The following is a 16,803-nucleotide window of genomic DNA, read 5'->3' on the forward strand; positions in this document are numbered from 1 at the left end:
GATCTTTGTACCAGCGAGCGGCGAATGTGCCATCTGCAGAGCAGGGCGGCACAGCGGGCACGCAGGGGCACGTTTTCGTCACATCGTGCTTCCCCTGTTGCGGCTTCTGAAAATGCTGGCATATTTAGAAGTCAGGCGATGGAAGGAGGCAGTAATGACGCAGACACTGGAACGAGAGAAAGAGCAGGTCAGAGCGCTCTTTGATCGCGTAGAACGGGTGGAAGCGGTAGCTGAACGGATCGAGCGCCAGGACCCGGAAGAAGCGTTGGAGCTTCGCAGCGTTGCTGAGGATGCACTCTGCACCGCTGAGCCAGTCCGCTTGAAGATCGCAGCGTCACTACTGGCCCTCAGTGACCGTACCGTCAGGACTTGGGTTGATGAGGGGGTGCTGTCTCTGGCCAGCAAGCATCCTCAGCGATTGGACCCGGTACAGCTCCACCGGGTGCTCCACCTGGTGAGAGAGCTGCGGACCGCGGGGCGCAATAGAGACCTCATCAACGCTGTCTGGACCCGCTTGCAGGACGCGGCCCTGCTTGATCGGGAGGACATGAAGACCAGCCTCCGACAGCTGCGCAAGGGAGAGGTTGAACCGGCGTTGACCAAAGACGAGGAAGCGGCGGCGCGAGCCCACTAGGCTGCGCCAGTGGCTGTCACGGTCTCTATCACACCACTCGCAAAGCAACAGGTCGCAACACTGCGTCGCACGCAGCGAGCTGCATACGACCAGTTCCTGAATGAGTTACGTAGCCAGGGCTGCAAGGCCCTCGGTTACAGACTCACTGGGGAGGTGGTCGAGCACTTGTGCGTGAGGCATCTGGTTCGTGCTTTGCGAGTGGTCGTAGCCTTCACTGCTGAAGACGAAGCCACGATCGTTATCGTTGGCCCGCACAGCGATGATGATCCGAACATCGACGTTTACACCCTTCTCTATGAGCTGGCTGGCTTGGAGCATCCGCCGCAGGACAAACGTACGAAGCCATCCTGCTGCAGCACTGAGGACGGCCTTCCGCCACTTGCTGATCAGAGCCTTGCTGATGATTTGGTGAGTCGGGCCAGGGGTCTAACGCGGGCTGGCGGTCGGAGAGCCGGTCGTAGGCGCTGATCTTAAAGTCGGCGGGAAGTCGGCCGCCCGCCGTATTCCCGCTGTCACGCTCTCCGCCCACGAAACGTCGCCAGGCTGTCGTGGGCGAGGCCGAGTACTTTGGCCCACCTCGAGCGAGGCGGGCCAGAGTCGGCGGAGCGGCTACACCAACTGCAGCGCCGGTCGGCTGTCCGGCATCCCCAACAACTCCCTGACCCGTCCCAGGGGCCAGGCCAGTTCCTGGGCTAGGTCCCGTACGCCCAGCCCGGTCTCTTGGGTTGCGAGGTTGAACGCCTGGGACAGCAGGACGGGTTGCTCTCCCGGGTAGCCGCTGACCGGCTCGGCGGCGAAGCCGGGCTGGCCGTCCAGGGCGCGGAGTCGTTGGTAGGTCCTGCTTGCGGTGGCGTCCGAGATGACGCCCAGTTCGCGGCAGCGGTACACCAGGGAGTGCACGGACACGCCCCAGGTACGGCGCAGGCCCGCCAGATGCCCCAGGTCCATCCGCCGCGGCAGCAGCGGCAGGATGCTCGCCTGCGGTGTGAGGAACTCCGCGGCGAACGCGTCCGCTTCACGTTCCTGCCTGCTGTCGCCGGTGGCGTCGCCATGTAGTACCAGGTGGCCGAGTTCGTGGGCGGCGGTGAAGCGGTGGCGGTAAACGTCGTTGGCCCGGTTCCTGGTGAGGACCACCAGCGGGCGCGCAGAGCGCGAGGAGAACGCATCGACCGTCGCGGCGGTCGCATCGGCCTCCGCCGGCAGGACGACCACGATGCCGTGCGCCTCCATGCGCCGGACGAGATGGGTGACCGGGCCGTCCCCCAGGCCCCACTGGCGCCGCAGTTCCTGCGCGGCAGCGACGGGCTCCGACGGCAGGGCTAGTCCGGGATGCACCTCGCCGCCGGCAAAACCGGGCAGGTCCACGGGCGGCAACTGCACTCGTCGCTCCAGCGCGTAGGTCAGCTCCCAGACCTGCTCGGCGAACGCCAGGGCCCGCTCGCGCTGAGCCTTCGGCGTGCTGCGCAGGCTGCGGAAGTGAGCCATCGAGGAGTCGAGACGCTGGCTCGGCCTCCCGGCAATGAAAAACTCCACCGGCACCTTGAGGACCTTCGCCAGCCGTGGCAGGAGGTCCGGACGCGGGCGGGAGACACCCGTCTCGTACTGGCCCACCGCCGCAGGGGTAACCCCGAGGTGTTCGGCCACGTCCTTCTTGGTCAGGCCGGCGAGGCGCCGAGCCTGGGTCAGACGCGCGGGGTCGAACGCATCGGACACCGCGCGGGGGGTGGCGGTGCGGTCCTCCAGCCCGGGAAGGACTGGGTGGTCATTTCTCATCGTTCTCGTTCGTCAGGGGTTCGATTGGGGCGACTTCGCTCACCGGAGGAAGGTCCAGCTTCCGCTCCGCACTGGGGCGGGGCGCGAGAGCTACGATGGGCTGCTCGCCCTCGTCGAAGCCCGGGTGTCCCGCCAGCTGCTGCGGAATCGTCAGCTTCGTCTTCGGAGCGTCCGGCAACGGCAGGGGTTCGGGGTCAATGACCCACTCCAGGGTGCCGCTCTCGTCCGCCAGTGCCGCAACGCCCCAGTAGGGCTTGAGGAGCCCGGCCGCGTTGCAGGCGAAGGGAACGAGGACCAGACGCGTGCCCTTCGGCAGGGCCGCGAGTCTCGGCCGGAGCTGCACGGCACTCGGGTCGAACCCGTACCCGCCGAAGAGGTCTTCCGAGGGCGGGGCGAAGGCGAACAGCTCCCGGATCACCGACCACACGTTCTGGATCCGTGCGGCACGGACGTTACTGTCCTTCTTGGAGAAGCAGAACGGGAACAGCAGGCCGTTTCCGATCTTCACCAGCTCGAACTGGAAGCCATTGGGCTTCACCAACTGGGCGCCCGGCAGATCTGCCAGGCGCTCGCTGACCCGCTCGTACGCCCCCCGGTAGCGCGCAACACCGTGGACCTGAGTGGAGGACACGTCAGCGTCCTGCTGGGAAGAGCGAGCGTTGGCCTGCATATCCACCAGCGCCTGGCCGATCCCGTCGCGCACCTCTCGCGCCGTCTCCTCATCGTTGAACAACTCAACGGCCCAAGCGGAAACAGGAACATCCATGCGGCTGACCCTTCCGGTTCAGCGCTTCACATCGAAGCGTGCCGACAGTGCTATCACTTTAGTTGATCTCAATCAACTTGCGCGTCTGCTTTCATGGAACAGCTCGAAGTGAGTTTTGGCTACGTCCCGGAGCGACGCGGGAACTGGGCGAGGACCCCGACGCCTTCGCCTTCCGCTTCCTGCACCACCGCTGACGCACCATCCTGCCCACCGCACCAGGACCGTCCACGCCTCCGCGAAGTTGGACGCTGACCCAGCGCGCCAGGCGACGGCGACCGGCACCGCTAGCTGTTCGAGCACGAGGGCAGCGTCAAGGGCATGGTCCAGCGCTACCGGCGCACGGACGGCACGTTCTCCACCGGGTGGGAGGCCCACATCGTCTCCGGCCCCCGCCTGTGGCGGCGCTACGCGATCGCCAGCGCCGAGCACCGGCCTGGCTCCAGCTTCCTGTGGAGTGGACGCGACCTGGCCGCCTGGGGGACGCCTGCAACCCCGCCCACGGCGCCGCCCGCCCCCGTCGACAGCGCGCCCGGCCCGGCCCGCCTGGACCAGCTCGACCGCGCTGCCACCCGACACGTCGAGGAACCGCCCCCAGCGCACCCGCGACGCCTACGCCGCCGACTGGAAAGCCTGGCAGCAGTACTGCAACGAGACCGGCCTGCCCCCGCTCGCCGTGCGCAGGGGCACCCTAGTGCTCTTCGTCGAGTGGTGCTGGCTCCAACCCGGCCGCAGGCCCGGCACCCTGCTGGCCCCCACCACCATCGACCACCGTCTGTCCGGCATCGTCGTCACCGCCCGCCGCCAACACTGCCTCGCCCTGCCCGAAGACATCGCCGAGGAAGCCCGCGCCCTGCTGCAGGCCAAGGTCAAGACCACGGAGAAGGCAGGCGCGCGACGCGGCTGCGGCCCCGCCCCGCCCTGCTCGTGAGGCACATGGAAAAGGTCGCGGCCACACTGCCCCGCAACCGCGCCGGCGTGCGCGACCTGGCGCTGATGACCCTGCACTTCGCCGTCGCCAGCCGCGAGCACGAACTGGCCTGGCTCCGCGTACGCGACGCCACCGAGGACCCCGAAGGCCGCGGACTCATCGTCGACCTGCGGGTGTCCAAGGTCGCCCCCCGTACGGTGGAAGTCCCCTTCGGCTCCCGCGCCCACCTGTGCCCCGTGCGCGCCTGGCGCCGCTGGAAGCAGGAACTGGGCGAGGACGCCGACCCCGACCCCGACTCCTTCGCCTTCCGCCGCCTGCACAACCGCTGGCAGCAGGCCCCCGCCAAGGGAAAGGATCCACGCCATGGACCAGCTGCATGTGATCTGCCAGCGACACAGCAGGCCCGGATGTTCCGTCTGCAGCGGGCGACGCTTCATCTCGTTCGAGGGCGAGGCTGCCGACTCCGCCGCCAGCAAGATCGCAGCCACCGCCAAGCGGACCGCAGCCGCCAACAGCGAAAGGGCGCGGCTGCAGCGGCGCTGACCGCACGCAGCAACCAAGGGCGCCCGCATCCGTTCGAGCTAGCTACGGGCGCCCGCCATCTAACCGGCAGCCGCGACCAGGCACCAACGACGAAGGGCCCCGCTGATGCGAGGCCCCTCGCGTGCCTCCGGGGGAGTGGAGCGGGTCAGGACGAGGTGGTGCTGTCCGCGGTAGCAGCGTCCGCGGCCGCCCCGTCCTGAGTCGGGATCGTCCGCGCCGGCGAGGAGCCGTTGGAGGCCGCCATAGGAGGCTGGTTGTCGGTCCTCTTCGCCGACAACCGCGGCCGCCGCGTGCGGACCCGCGGCCGCCGTGACGGTTCCTCCGCGCCGAGCTTCGCCAGGTCCTCCGCGGTCCACCCCGCCGCTTCGGCGTCGACGTACGCCTTGCCGTACGGCTCGTCGAGTTCGGCGAGCTGCTCCAGCAGCCTGCTCCGCTTGGCCAGGACGTCCACGAGCGGCTTGGCGGCCGCCTCCCGACGTTTCTGGAGTTCCCTCATCTTCTGCAAGATCTCATCAGCGCTTGGCATGCGGTGATCGTAGTGCCCGGCATTCAGGCAGCCGCGAGGAATCCACCGAAGCGCCGCGGGTCGCAACGCTTTTGACCGCACGTCACGACCAACCGGTGCCTCTAAGGGAGGTAGTAACAGACAGAAGCGAGTTAGTGCTTACTGATATCAGTAAGCGTGGTCCCCCGGCTGTTGGCCCACTACTGTGGGCGGCCGGTGATCTTTGGTCCGAGCACGGACCGGGGGGTTGGAAAGGGGGTTGGTGTGGCAGAGCCACCGGCAGCGGACGGCCGGCGCCGTGCACCGAAGCGTCGTCGCGAGCGCGAGGCCGCAGGCCGCCGCACCAACCGGTTCCTCGTGTCGTACAACGATGCCGAGTTGACCATCGTGAACGAGGCCGCTGCCCGCGACAACCAGGCTCTGGCTGCATGGGTCGGCGACGCCGCCTTGAAGGTGGCCAAGGAGAAGGTCGTGCCCGTCTCGGCCGATGCCCGCGACGTCCTCGCCGAACTCATCCAGTCCCGCAACCAGGCGTCGCGTATTGGCAACAACCTGAACCAGATCGCGAAGGCGTTGAACGCCGACGGCACCGTGACCAGCGCTCAGCTCGCGGCCACGTTGGACGCGATCCTCAAGGCGATGCAGCGCATGGACGAGGCGACGCGCCAGGTGATGCGCGAGCGGCGGCCGCGCGCATGATGCCGAAGAAGGCCCGGGACGGCACGGACACCTGGGGTCTGCTGGACTACCTGTACGGTCCGGGCAAGCGCGACGAGCACACCAACCCGCACATGGTCGCCTCGTGGGACGACCCCTTTGTCGAGGACCCGGCGCGCTCGCCGCACATGACGATCGCCGACCTGGCGCTCATCCTGGACGCCCCGGTGCACGCCCTGCTCGGGAAGCGACCGGCCAAGCACGTCTACCACGTTGCGGTGCGCAACGCGCCCGAGGACCGACTGCTGACGGACGAGGAATGGGCGAGGGTCGCCCGCGAGATGATGCACGCCGCCGGCATCGCCGAGCACGGGGACGATCAGGGCTGTCGGTGGGTGGCGATCCGGCATGCTGACGACCACATTCACATCGTTGCGACGCAGGCCCGGCAGGACGGTCGGCAGCCGCGGCTGCGGCAGGACATCCCGAAGATGCACGCGGCCGCGCGCCAGTTCGAGGTCGAGTTCGGGCTGCGCCAGCTGAAGCACGGCGACAAGACTGCGCGGAAGTGGCCGAAGACCGGGGAGCAGGAGAAGGCCGTCCGGCGCGGACTGTCAGAGCCGGTGCGCGAGACGCTTCAGCGGACGGTCCGGGAAGCCGCGGCCGCGGCCGCGAACGAGACTGACTTCTTCGCCCGGCTCACGGCCGCCGGGGTCCGGGTGAACAAGCGTGTCGCGCCGGACGGGAACGTCACCGGGTACGCCGTCGCTCTGCCCGGCGACCGCGATGGTGGGCAGCGGGCGGTCTTCTTCTCTGGCACCCGGCTCGCCTCCGATCTGTCCCTTCCGCGTGTGCGGGAACGCTGGGCAGGACCCGTTACGGTGCCGAGGGTCGCGCCGGCGGCGATGTGGCAGGAGGCGGAGCGGCGGGTGCGCGCGGCCGCGGACCAGCTCGGCGCGGGTGGGCTGCACCAGGGGGCCGGGGACATCGCCGCGCTCGGCGACCTCATCGTCGTCGCGGCGGTGATCTCGCCGCGCATGGTGCGCGACCGGCTGCGGGAGGCGGCGTATGAGTTCGAGCGCGCCTCGCGCGTGCCGGGCGACCGTGCGCTGGAGGGCCAGGCGCGCAGCCTGTACCGGGAATCGACACAGTTGCTGTCCCAGTCGGCGGCCGCAGCCGGGCACAACGATGCGAGTGCCGCACTCGGTTTTCTGCTCGCCCTGGTGCTTGCGATCGAGGCGTCCCGCCGCTGGCACCAGGCGCAGGAGCACCGAGTCCAGGCGGAGGCCTCCGGGCGGGCGGGTCGACTGCTGCGCGAGGCGGTCGAGGTGACCGCCGGCGCGAGCGCTGCTCGCGAGTACCGGCCGCGTTCGAAGCGCACAGTCGTCCGCTCGCCTGGCGTCCGCCGAACACTGGGAGCCGACGGGGAGAGGCCGATGGCTGGCGTGCTGCAGGAGGCGCTTCCCGCCCACGCACGTGCGGTGCTCGCGGACCCGGCGTGGCCCGCGCTGCAGACGCGGTTGGTGGCGGTCGAGAAGGCTGGCGAGGACCCTGTCGACGTCCTTGCTGCGGTTGTCGCCCGCAGGGAGTTGGGCTCAGCGGACTCGGTCGCCGAGGTGCTTACCTGGCGGCTGGACGGGTGGCAGCGTCAGCGCGGAGCGCTCGCGGCCGCCCCCGGCACGAGTTCGTCGCCGACGTCCAAGGGCGGCACCGGGCGCACCGGCACGCCGGGCAAGACGGGGGCGCCCGGTCCGACGCGTCGGCCACCGGGTGACGAGCAGTACAAGGGTCCGTCACGGGCCCGATAACGAGGGGAGCAAGCATGGCAACACCGACGCCAGAGGAGCAGGCCGGGGAGGCTTTCATTCAGGCCGCTGCTGAAGCGGTGGAGGTGTCCACCAAGGCCGTCCGCTTGATCCTGGCCATCGCTGACGCGGTGCGCCGTCAGCAGCAGAAGAAGGCCGAGCAGGAGGAGGAGCTCGCCGACGCTGAGGGGTCGGCGATCGAGGCTGCGGCCGAGGTGAAGAGACACTTCCCGGAGGACATCCGCACGGCCCTGCTGGAAGGCGCGGACTGGCCGCAGCTTGCGCAGCAGCTGGTCGGGCTCAAGTGCGCTGGGGTGGACTTGGAGACGATGCTCCCGCGTGTCGGGGAGATCGCCGTGACCGTGCGGGACCAGGTCGTGGCGAACGCTCATCGAGCGGCCCACGAGGGTACGGACGAGTGGGCGAAGGCACTGCGGGAGACGCTGCCGGCGGGACCGGTGCGCGAGGCGATCCTGTCGTCTCCGGCGTGGCCGGAGATGACCCAGACAATGGCCACGTTGAACGAGCGCGGCGTCGACGTGCGGGCGATCCTCGCAGCCGCGCACGAGGAGGGCGTCGGCGTCGACATGGCCGTCGCCAAGGTGCTCGCGGCAGCGGAGGTGCCGACCACGAGCCGGGACGCGACGCTGTCGTACGGGCCGCTGACGGTCGGGCTGGACATCCCCAAGGATCTCGACCTGGGGGATCGAGAGCGGGCCCTTCGGCAACTGGCCATCGAGTCGGAGAACCCGAAGTTCGTGCGCATGGTGCGCGAGGCGATGCCCGGCGCGGAGCGGGAGGCGGACCTGCTGGTGTCGGCGCGTCAGTGGCCGTTGGTCGCCGCGCGGATGGCGGACATGGAGAGCAAGGGGCAGCCGGTCGCGGAGCATCTGGCCCGGCTGCCGAAGGACCCCTCATGGCAGGAGGGCCCGCAGTCGCAGATGGGGCGGCGCCTGGTCGAGGCCGCCGTCGACGCACTGCGCAAGCCGCTGGGTACGCCGGCGGGGACGGGACTGAAGGTGAGCACGGCTGCGGCCCGGTCGACGTCGCCAAGCATGGGCCCTACTAAGGCCGCGAAGGGGGCGGCGCCGACAACGCCCGGCGTGGCCGCGCACCGGGAGGCCGGACCCACGGTGAAGAGTGGCCGAAGTCGGTAGTTCAGACGCAAGCATGGGTGTGCCGCAGGCCAGACATCTCCCTGCGGCACACCAGCGGAGTGACTTGCACAGCTCGTGGCGGACGGCGGGACTGCCCGTTTGTGTCCGGCCGTAGCGGACCCTCGACCCTCCTTGTGATCAAGGGATCGCTCAAAGTACCGTGGAAGTCGTCGGGGACAGGTGCGTCCCGACATCGAAGCCCGCCTTTCGGTGGGCTTTCGTCGTTTACGGAACGTGTTAGGCCCCTGAGCTGCATAGCTCGGGGGCCTTCTGCGTTCCCCGAGCAGAACAGGCACTAGAACGATGGACCTGAATGTGTGGGCTATCGCCGTCGGGGGCGGGATCCTTGTAGTCGTACTCGTCGTGTTCGCCGTTGTCGTCCTCGGCTGGAAGGCACTCGGCTGCGCGAACAAGAAGGACGTGCCGATCGTGACGGACACGATCATGCGCGTCCTGCGGGAGGGGAAGCAGAGCGTGCATCGTCAGGTGGTCCCCGAGCGCGTTCAGCAGCCTCTGAATGAGGAGGGGCAGCGGTGACTGCACGAGGTCGGCGCAAGGGCCCTCGCCCTCACGCACGCTGCTACAGCCGGATCGATGATGAGCGTGCGGCGGCGAGCGAATCGGTGATCCGTGCGGTGAGGCGGGCCTTCAAGGGGGCCGAGCTCCAGACGACACAGGGGATGGAGACGCTCGCACTGGACCACCCTGACGCTTTCGACGACGAGTTGGCTGACCGCATCCTGCGAGCTATCGGGGATCGGCTCCGCGCTGCCCTCTATTTGGAGTGCGCGGAGGAGACCAGCTGCCCGGCGCTCCTCCGGTTCGCCTCCGGTGACGAGGTGGCGATTCAGGAGGTGCTCAGACACGTGGCGACGTGTCGGCGCTGCTTGGAATTGCGTGACAGCGAAACCCTGGGGTTGCTCCGCTCACCTGCACTCGCACGCACCTTGATCGATCGGATCCGGTCCGGTGCGTTCCTGGGGCAAAGCCCGGATCGCGGTGCCCTCGGGCGCCGGCGGGACTCTGACTGATCCTGGTGCGGAGCCCTTCTGCAGGGGTCGCAGTCGGCGTCGGCTAAGCCGGCGCCGATGCCCCTGGCGGTTCAACGTCAGGGGCGGGTGGCGTGCAGATGTTGTGTGAGGGCGTGACGGGCGGGTGCGGCCGGTAGTTGATCCGGGCATCGCGTCATGAATCCGTTCCCCCACGGCACTGCGCGAACAGGGTGCCCCGGCGTTGCCTCGGTCCGGGCCCTGGCACCGCGCCCGGCCCCCTCCCCCGTAGGGCCGGGCGCACTGGTGTTAGGCAGGTCCTGTCCAACACGTTGCGTACAGGGCGACTACACCTCTTCCTGGTCGGGAGCCGGGCCTGGCTGACGTTGTGCCTGGCGGTACTCGTTCAGCTTGTGCATGGCCTGGTCGTACAGCTCGGGTCCGATGTTCGAGCGCACACTGTCGGCCTCGGGTATCGACCGCACCACGGCGACGAACCGGACGAGGGCCTCCAGGACGAGGAAGTGGGCGCTGACAAAGGTGACCCACACTGTGTAGGTCGCCAGCCAGGGTGCTGAGTCAGGATCCTCGGAGGCGGCCCAGATGACCGTCGCGACGACGGCGAACACGAGCGCCACCGACAGCACTCCCCACGTCGAGCCGAGAAGCCCCAGGACCGCCGTGGAGAACAAGCTCGCGCCGCTTCGCTGCCCGGCCGCCTCCAGCTCCTCCGGTGTGGGCTCCTCGCCTGCCTGCAGTCGACGGGCGAGCGCCCGCATCGAGGCCTCGCGGCGCTCAAGAAGGCTGGTGGTCTTCGCGGCTGCCGCCTTGGCCAGCGCGTGGAACTGGACGGCGCCCACGACCAGCAGGGCCGCGTCCACGGAGACCACGAGGGCCGCGTACTCGTTGCTCATGACGAAGCTCATGCGGTGTCCAGGCTGATCAGGGGCGGGTGGCGCCGAAGTAGTCGCGGTCCGGCATCGCGGAGGTCAGCGGTGCGAGCTCGACGTTCTTGCCGGTGCGGGGGGCGTGGAGGACGTTGCCGTCGCCCGCGTACAGGGCGACGTGGTAGATCGCGCTGGAGCCGCCGCGGGACCAGAACAGCAGGTCGCCGGGCTTGAGGTTCTGCCGGGAGACGGCGCGGTCGCTGGTGGCGCCGTACTGCGCGGCTGCGGTCCTCGGGAGCTTCACGGCCGGCCAGTAGGCGTAGAGGACGAGGGAGGAGCAGTCGAAGCCGACGGTGTCGTCGGCGACGCACCTGCCGTTGCGGTAGCCGCTGCCGCCGCTGCAGAAGCCCACCGTGGGGCCGTGGGCGCTGCCGCCGCCCCAGGAGTAGGGCGTGCCCAGGCGAGTGGCCGCCTTGCGCAGGGCCTTGGCACCCGTGCCGGAGCCGGATACCTGCAGCAGCCCGGGCCCCTCGAAGCGGGGCATGGTCGACAGGATGATCTGCACGTAGTTGTAGGTCTCGCCGCCGGCGAAGGACTTCGGGGGCACGCCGCGGTACTGCTCGACGCGGCCCCAGCCGGCGTTGTACCCGGCGAGGGCCAGGGCCCGGACGTCGCCGGGGTAGCCGGAGCCTTCCGCCTTCTTGAGCAGGGAGCACATCATGCGGCCCTGTGCCATGACGGCGTCGCCGATGTCCCAGGGCGAGGTCTCGCCGTTGCCGTCGTCGTCGCGGCCCCAGGTCGCCCACGTGCCGGGCATGAACTGGGCGGGGCCCTGGGCGCCGGCGTGGCTGGTGGCCTCCGCGCGGGTGGTCTTGAACTTGCTCTCCTGGTAGAGCTGCGCGGCGAGCAGCGAGGGGACCATCGCGGGTTGGTTGCAGGCCGCGTCGGCCTTGAGGATCCACTCGCGGAACTCGGCCGGCACGCCGCGCAGGCCACCGCCGCCGTCGCTGGTCTCGGTGGCTTCGGCGTCCTCGTCGGCGATCACCACCCCCACGATCCCGAGGGTCACCACCAGGACGAGGCCTATCACCGCGGCGGCAGCCGTAATGAGTACCTTCACGCGCTATCCCCCCGTGCGCTCTTTCTCATCTGTTGTGTGCCGGTTGCGTGACTGTCCGCCGTACTAGATCACGAGGCGCTCGGCGAGCGCGCCTGCATTCGTATGGGGCCGGGCCCTGCCTGCGATCACGGCTCGCGTAGGGTTCGTGACGGCCTCGCGCGGGGGGACTTCGCGCCGGGAAAGCCCTCTCTTCCGCCGCGTGCAGCGGAATCGGGGCGTCCGCTGGGGGTCTTTGGCGACTCGGGGGTGTGGCTGATGCGTGCTGGCGCTGCAATTGCAGGGGAGCTGACAGGAAACCGGGCGGTCGACCCTTTCCCGAAATTGCTCCATTGGGGGCAAAGCCCACGCTTTTCCGCGCTCTTGTAGAGCCGCACCTGTGACCTGACCTCCGGCTACGCCAAAACCCTATCTGTGCCTGACAGAGGGTCACGCTAGCCTCAGTGGTCCCAAGAAGCGCAATACCGTGATTTGAAACTCAGGCGTACAGGGGGGAGTTGTGGCGTGACCGCCCAACCGGTGATGACAACCCCGGGCTCCGGCGCACCGGTTGCACTCCGGTACGCGCTGATGCCCGTCGACGGCAACGGCATTGCAGTGGCGACGGTTGCCGCCATGCTCGACAACGGCTCCGGTGGCGCCGCTGCGCGCGTGCTGGCGCCGGGCGAGGTCCTGCCCTACGGGACCGTGCCGGTGCTGGTGACCGACACGACGCTGTACGGCGTGCAGCGCCTGGAGGAGACCCTCATGCGCTGGGGCCCGCTGCCGCGGCCGTGGCTGGTGTGGGTGGCCGACGCCCCGACGCGTCCGGTGCAGGACGCCCGCTTCACCGTCCGGGCCCTGCAGGGCCGCCTGGCCGGCGTGGCGCGCCTGCCCTACCTGCCTGTCCTGCGCGCGGTGAAGGGCCCCGAAGAGGCCCTGCAGTACAAGGACGTCCAGACCGCGGCCGCGCGGCTGCGGCGCGAGATCGAAGGGAAATGACTCACATGGTGAACCTCGCGGCGCTCATCCCGGGTGCCAAGCCGACCCCCATCCCGGGGATGAACGGCCCGGTGTCCGAGATCTTCGGATACGGCCTGTGGCTGCTGATCCTGGCCGGCGTCGGTGGCGTCGGCTTCGGCGTCTACAAGCTGGCCGTGTCGGACAAGTCCCGCAACGGCGGCGGCAGCGAGCCCTTCAAGTGGATGGGCGGCGGCCTGGCCGCGGTGATCCTGTCCAGCTCGCTCATCGCCATCCTCAACGGCATCGCGGGCTGAGGCGGCGGACATGGGACGCACCAGGGGAACGTGGAGCACCAAGGGCACCTGGTTCGCGGGCGCCGCGCTCGCGGCCGTGCTCGCGCTGACGGGCTACGCCGTGCTCAACGGCGGCGACGACGACGCGGACGCGGGCAAGGGCGGATCGACCCCGAGCGCGTCCGTGTCCGCCCCGCCAGGCCCGTCCGCCTCCTACGAGCAGCCGGATGACTGGACCGAGCCGACCAGGTGGGTTGCGCTTCCGCGGGGGAAGCGCACGGACGACCGCAGCAGCGAGGTCGGCTTCCCGCACACCACCGAGGGCGCCGTGGCGATGGCGGCGGCTGCCAACACGGTGGCTATGGAGGCCGATCGCGACACCAAGGACGAGCAGCTGCGCCTCTACTACTCGTACGTCTCCAAGGTCGACCAGAGCGACGAGAACGCCGAGGAGATCGAGCTGGCCGCGATCGAGACGGACAAGATCCTGCACAAGGAGCTGAGCGCCCCGGTCGGTGAGCCGCTGCCGCCGGGGGCGTACATGCGCAGCAGCGTCATCGGCTACAAGGTCATCCGCGAATCGGACGACGAGGTCAGTGTGTGGCTGCTGGCCCGGTCGGCGCGGAAGGGCGGCGAGACAGCCAAGGAGTCCGTCGAGTACGCCCGCATCCTGAACGCCGTGGTGTGGGAGGACGGCGACTGGAAGCTGTCCGGTGCGGCCACCCAGCGCGCCCTCAACGCCAACCCGACCAAGCCGAAGATCGTCGCGCCGGGCGATGCCGCGTTCAACGAGGCCGGATGGACGGCCATCCGGGAGGCATCGTGATCAGGCGCCGCCTGGCCGCCCTCCTGCTGACGCTCGTGGCAGTGCTCGGGGTGTCGGTGTCCGCACCGCAGCCCGCCCGGGCCGACAACCCCATAAGCGACGGGATCGAGGTCGGCTGCCGAGCCCTCACGGGCCCGATCATCGGCGCGATCATCCCCGGCGGCGGGAAAGCCCCCGGACGCCCGGGAAGTCTGACCGGCTCCGACGCATGCGACGCCATCGGCAAAGTCGGTGCGGAGAAGCTCAAGAAGGCCTGGGAAGCCGTGTGGGACTCCGTCCTCGGCGACGTCATCCGCTCGGCCCAGGACGTCACCAAGTGGGTCATCAAGAAGACACTCACCTTCGCCCTGCTCGGCCCGTCGGTGGACCTGAAGGGCACCGGACTGTGGGGTGGCGAATCCACCCTCGCGGGCATGCTGACCTGGCTGGGGCTGGTGATCGCCGTGGCCGGGGTGATCTGGAACCTTGGCAAGATGGCCGTCACCGGCCAGGCCAAACACGCAGGCAGAGCGATGACCGGCTGGGTGGAGAACTTCTTCCTGTCCTTCCTCGGCGTGAGCCTGTTCGCGCTGCTCCTCGTCCTCGGCGACGCGCTGAGCGCGGGCCTGGTCAACGCGACGTTCGACAACGGTGGAGACGCCTACAAGCGCATCGTCGCCGTGATGCTGCCCGCCGGGATCTCCAACCCGATCACCGTGCTGTGCGTGGTCGCCGTGCTGCTGCTGATCGGCTTCATCCAGATGGTCATGATCTTCCTGCGGCAGTCCGCCATCCCGATCATCTGCCTGCTGCTGCCCGTGGCCGGCGGCGGCCGCGCCGGTGGTGAGGCCACCCGCAAGTGGGCGCCCACGCTGATCACGACCGGCATGGTCATCGTGGCCTACAAGCCGATCGTGGCCGTCATCATCTGCACGGGCTTCGCCGAGTTCGGGCACTCCAAGACGCTCGTGGAGTGGCTGCGCGGCTGCGCGACGCTCCTGCTCGCGGTCGTCGCGCCGGGTCCGCTCACCAAGATCTTCGCCCCGTTCGGGGCGGCGGCCGGTGCCGGGATGAGCGCGGGCGGCGCGAGCGGCGCACTGTCGGCGGCCGGGAGCTACCTCGGCGGGAAGATGGGCTCCAAGGACAGCGGCGGCGGCGACAGCGGTGGCGATGCGGGTCCGGCGGATGCGGTGTCCCACTCCAAGTACGTCGAGCAGAGCATGGGCAGCCAGAACCAGGGCGGCGGCAGTGGCAGCGGGCAGGACGGCGGCCCGGGCGGCGACGCCCAGGCGCAGGCCGCCCGCAACGAGGCCGGGGCCCGTGTGCCGGGCCAGGCCGGAGCCGACGGTGCCGCAGGCGCCGACGCCGCGGCGGCGGGAACCTCGAGTAGCGCCGGCGGCACGGCGGCCGCGGGAGCGGGCGTGGCCGGTGCCGCGGGGACGGCCGCGGCCGGGGCGGGCGCGGTCGCCGGCGGCATCCAGGTCCTGGACGGCATCAACGACGGCATCCAGTCCGCGAGCGGACAGGTGGGCGGGGGAGAGCAGCAGTGACGGCCCATGAGGTGCCCAAGACCCTGATGGTCGACGGGTTCAGGGCCCGCCGCAGCTTCGGCTTCGGCGGGCTGTCGCGGGGCGCGACGATGATCGCGGCCACGGTGCTGACGGCGGACGGCCTGATCGCCACGCAGATGCCGCTGTCGCTGCTGGTCACCCTGCCGGTGACGGCGGCGTTCTTCGGGCTGGCCGCCGCCCGGCGGCACGGCATGTCCGCCCTGGCCTACTACTGGGCCAAGTTCGCCTGGAAGCGCGCCTCGCGCTTCGACGCCACCTCCTACCGGCGGCTGCTGCTGCCCCACCCGTACGCCCTGGACCTGCCGGGCGTCGGCGCGAGCAGCACCCTGATCAAGGCGCACGACCCGACCACCGGTCGGCCCGTCGGGGTCGTGCACGACCGGGCGACCGGCTACATGACCGTCACCACCCTTCTCGCGCCGGGCGGCAGCCTCATGGCGCCCACGGCGGCGGTGCAGAGCAGCCTGCGCACCTGGTCGGCGGTGCTGGACGCGATGAGCACGGACGAGCAGGTCAAGGGCGCGAGCGTGACCATCCAGATCACGCCCGGCGCCGGGGAGGCGCTCGGGGACGACGTGAAGGCCCGCAAGGACCCGGGCGCGCCGCAGCTGGCCAAGCAGGTCATCGACGAGCTGGTGCGCACGACCCCGCACGCCACCGCGAGCGTGGCGCCGTGGATGAGCGTCACGGTCGACCCGAACGCCTCCGCCAACCCGCCGGCCGACTTGGCCGAGCAGGTCGCCGAGGCGCTGCGGGTGGTGGACTCCCTGGACCTGTCCGGCACGGGCACGGACATCGAGCGCAGGGCGACCGACGTCGACCTGCGCCGCATCGTCCGCTCCGCCTACGACCCGGACGTGTTCAACGCCCGCGATAAGGAGTTCGAGGAGCTGTCGTGGTCGGAGTGCGGGCCGCAGGCCGCCGACGACGACTGGGAGACCTACGCGCACGACGGGGGAGTGTCCGTCAGCTGGGTGCTGCGCGAGATGCCGCGCCGACCCATCCCCTACTCGGTGCTGCTGCCGCTGCTGGCGCCGGGCCGCTACCAGCGGCGCATCACCATCGCCTACCGGGTGCTGGACCCGATGGAGGGCGAGGCGGTGCTGGAGCGCGAGATCTCCCACGCCCACCAGCGGGCGCAGGCGACCGCGGAGGTCAAGGGCCGCGCGAAGTACAGCCAGCGGGCCGATGCCCAGCGGGCGGAGAAGGCCGCCGCCCAGGTGGCCGGAGGCGCCCAGGTGGTCGACTGGACGCTGATGGTCACCGCCACCGCCCGCAGCACCGCCGACCTGCCCGCCGCCCGCCAGGAGCTGGCCCGGGCGGTCAAGGCCACCCGCGGCATCCGCATGCGCAGCGCCTACGGCGCGCAGGCCGCGGTGTTCGCGGCCGGGCTGCCGATCGGCTACAACCCGCTGGTGAAGGACTGACGAC

At 70.0% G+C, this 16,803-nt stretch carries 17 protein-coding genes; 12 read left to right on the top strand and 5 right to left on the bottom strand.

Annotation, left to right across the window (positions count from 1 at the left end; translation table 11 throughout):
• Positions 1 to 154: 154 nt before the first annotated feature.
• Positions 155 to 634 carry a hypothetical protein gene (locus ACFYWG_RS33130; RefSeq protein ID WP_383503088.1) on the top strand — a complete coding sequence of 160 codons (480 nt, stop codon included), beginning with the start codon at positions 155 to 157 and terminating at the stop codon, positions 632 to 634.
• A 609-nt stretch (positions 635 to 1,243) separates the two neighbouring features.
• Here ACFYWG_RS33130 and ACFYWG_RS33135 read toward each other — a convergent pair.
• Both ACFYWG_RS33135 and ACFYWG_RS33140 read right to left on the bottom strand, forming a co-directional pair.
• Positions 1,244 to 2,347 carry a helix-turn-helix domain-containing protein gene (locus ACFYWG_RS33135; protein WP_383503091.1) on the bottom strand — a complete coding sequence of 368 codons (1,104 nt, stop codon included), beginning with the start codon at positions 2,345 to 2,347 and terminating at the stop codon, positions 1,244 to 1,246.
• A 49-nt stretch (positions 2,348 to 2,396) separates the two neighbouring features.
• Positions 2,397 to 3,173 carry a hypothetical protein gene (locus tag ACFYWG_RS33140; RefSeq protein ID WP_383503094.1) on the bottom strand — a complete coding sequence of 259 codons (777 nt, stop codon included), beginning with the start codon at positions 3,171 to 3,173 and terminating at the stop codon, positions 2,397 to 2,399.
• Positions 3,174 to 3,627: 454 nt separating this feature from the next.
• Here ACFYWG_RS33140 and ACFYWG_RS33145 point away from each other — a divergent pair, with 454 nt between their 5' ends.
• Positions 3,628 to 4,101, top strand: a complete 474-nt coding sequence (locus ACFYWG_RS33145; protein ID WP_383503097.1) for a hypothetical protein — start codon at positions 3,628 to 3,630, stop codon at positions 4,099 to 4,101.
• 363 nt (positions 4,102 to 4,464) lie between these two features.
• Positions 4,465 to 4,644, top strand: a complete 180-nt coding sequence (locus ACFYWG_RS33150; RefSeq protein ID WP_383503100.1) for a hypothetical protein — start codon at positions 4,465 to 4,467, stop codon at positions 4,642 to 4,644.
• 145 nt (positions 4,645 to 4,789) lie between these two features.
• On the opposite strand, the gene ACFYWG_RS33155 is transcribed toward ACFYWG_RS33150, so the two are convergent.
• Positions 4,790 to 5,170, bottom strand: a complete 381-nt coding sequence (locus ACFYWG_RS33155) for a hypothetical protein (protein ID WP_383503103.1) — start codon at positions 5,168 to 5,170, stop codon at positions 4,790 to 4,792.
• Between the two features lie 243 nt (positions 5,171 to 5,413).
• Between ACFYWG_RS33155 and mobC the strand changes: the two genes are divergently transcribed.
• The 4 genes from mobC (at position 5,414) to ACFYWG_RS33175 (ending at position 9,305) form a co-directional block, all read left to right on the top strand.
• Positions 5,414 to 5,848 (top strand): plasmid mobilization relaxosome protein MobC, encoded by a 435-nt coding sequence (gene mobC / locus ACFYWG_RS33160; RefSeq protein ID WP_383503106.1) that lies wholly within the window; start codon positions 5,414 to 5,416, stop codon positions 5,846 to 5,848.
• Positions 5,845 to 7,614 (top strand): relaxase/mobilization nuclease domain-containing protein, encoded by a 1,770-nt coding sequence (locus ACFYWG_RS33165; protein WP_383503109.1) that lies wholly within the window; start codon positions 5,845 to 5,847, stop codon positions 7,612 to 7,614. Before mobC ends, ACFYWG_RS33165 begins: the two co-directional genes overlap by 4 nt.
• Before the next feature lie 14 nt (positions 7,615 to 7,628).
• The gene (locus tag ACFYWG_RS33170) at positions 7,629 to 8,768 is read left to right on the top strand and encodes a hypothetical protein (protein ID WP_389204452.1); all 1,140 of its coding nucleotides are present in this window, start codon (positions 7,629 to 7,631) and stop codon (positions 8,766 to 8,768) included.
• Positions 8,769 to 9,071: 303 nt separating this feature from the next.
• Positions 9,072 to 9,305, top strand: coding sequence for a hypothetical protein (locus tag ACFYWG_RS33175; RefSeq protein ID WP_383503115.1), 234 nt, complete (start codon positions 9,072 to 9,074; stop codon positions 9,303 to 9,305).
• Between the two features lie 799 nt (positions 9,306 to 10,104).
• Here ACFYWG_RS33175 and ACFYWG_RS33180 read toward each other — a convergent pair.
• Both ACFYWG_RS33180 and ACFYWG_RS33185 read right to left on the bottom strand, forming a co-directional pair.
• Entirely contained in the window at positions 10,105 to 10,683 is a 579-nt protein-coding gene (locus tag ACFYWG_RS33180) for a hypothetical protein (protein ID WP_383503117.1), read from the bottom strand.
• Between the two features lie 16 nt (positions 10,684 to 10,699).
• Complete coding sequence (locus ACFYWG_RS33185) at positions 10,700 to 11,764, bottom strand: NlpC/P60 family protein (protein WP_383503119.1); 1,065 nt, start codon at positions 11,762 to 11,764, stop codon at positions 10,700 to 10,702.
• Between the two features lie 501 nt (positions 11,765 to 12,265).
• Here ACFYWG_RS33185 and ACFYWG_RS33190 point away from each other — a divergent pair.
• The 5 genes from ACFYWG_RS33190 to ACFYWG_RS33210 are packed head-to-tail and all read left to right on the top strand — an operon-like array spanning position 12,266 to position 16,799.
• Positions 12,266 to 12,742, top strand: a complete 477-nt coding sequence (locus ACFYWG_RS33190; protein WP_383503121.1) for a hypothetical protein — start codon at positions 12,266 to 12,268, stop codon at positions 12,740 to 12,742.
• A complete protein-coding gene (locus ACFYWG_RS33195; RefSeq protein WP_383503123.1) occupies positions 12,739 to 13,017 on the top strand; it encodes a hypothetical protein in 279 nt (92 codons plus the stop codon). The genes ACFYWG_RS33190 and ACFYWG_RS33195 overlap by 4 nt, the downstream gene beginning before the upstream one ends.
• Before the next feature lie 10 nt (positions 13,018 to 13,027).
• Complete coding sequence (locus tag ACFYWG_RS33200) at positions 13,028 to 13,822, top strand: hypothetical protein (RefSeq protein ID WP_383503125.1); 795 nt, start codon at positions 13,028 to 13,030, stop codon at positions 13,820 to 13,822.
• A complete protein-coding gene (locus tag ACFYWG_RS33205) occupies positions 13,819 to 15,351 on the top strand; it encodes a hypothetical protein (RefSeq protein ID WP_383503127.1) in 1,533 nt (510 codons plus the stop codon). Before ACFYWG_RS33200 ends, ACFYWG_RS33205 begins: the two co-directional genes overlap by 4 nt.
• The gene (locus tag ACFYWG_RS33210; protein WP_383503128.1) at positions 15,348 to 16,799 is read left to right on the top strand and encodes an SCO6880 family protein; all 1,452 of its coding nucleotides are present in this window, start codon (positions 15,348 to 15,350) and stop codon (positions 16,797 to 16,799) included. Before ACFYWG_RS33205 ends, ACFYWG_RS33210 begins: the two co-directional genes overlap by 4 nt.
• The last annotated feature ends 4 nt before the right edge of the window (positions 16,800 to 16,803 follow it).

The sequence above is a fragment of the Streptomyces sp. NPDC003456 genome (genome assembly GCF_042878735.1).
In the GTDB taxonomy this organism is placed as follows: domain Bacteria; phylum Actinomycetota; class Actinomycetes; order Streptomycetales; family Streptomycetaceae; genus Streptomyces.

Coding starts and splice junctions, on each gene's coding strand:
- ACFYWG_RS33130 (WP_383503088.1), top strand. CDS start 155: ATGACGCAGACACTGGAACGAGAGAAAGAGCAGGTCAGAGCGCTCTTT.
- ACFYWG_RS33140 (WP_383503094.1), bottom strand. CDS start 3,173: ATGGATGTTCCTGTTTCCGCTTGGGCCGTTGAGTTGTTCAACGATGAG.
- ACFYWG_RS33165 (WP_383503109.1), top strand. CDS start 5,845: ATGATGCCGAAGAAGGCCCGGGACGGCACGGACACCTGGGGTCTGCTG.
- ACFYWG_RS33180 (WP_383503117.1), bottom strand. CDS start 10,683: ATGAGCTTCGTCATGAGCAACGAGTACGCGGCCCTCGTGGTCTCCGTG.
- ACFYWG_RS33150 (WP_383503100.1), top strand. CDS start 4,465: ATGGACCAGCTGCATGTGATCTGCCAGCGACACAGCAGGCCCGGATGT.
- ACFYWG_RS33200 (WP_383503125.1), top strand. CDS start 13,028: ATGGGACGCACCAGGGGAACGTGGAGCACCAAGGGCACCTGGTTCGCG.
- ACFYWG_RS33195 (WP_383503123.1), top strand. CDS start 12,739: ATGACTCACATGGTGAACCTCGCGGCGCTCATCCCGGGTGCCAAGCCG.
- ACFYWG_RS33170 (WP_389204452.1), top strand. CDS start 7,629: ATGGCAACACCGACGCCAGAGGAGCAGGCCGGGGAGGCTTTCATTCAG.
- ACFYWG_RS33175 (WP_383503115.1), top strand. CDS start 9,072: ATGGACCTGAATGTGTGGGCTATCGCCGTCGGGGGCGGGATCCTTGTA.
- ACFYWG_RS33155 (WP_383503103.1), bottom strand. CDS start 5,170: ATGCCAAGCGCTGATGAGATCTTGCAGAAGATGAGGGAACTCCAGAAA.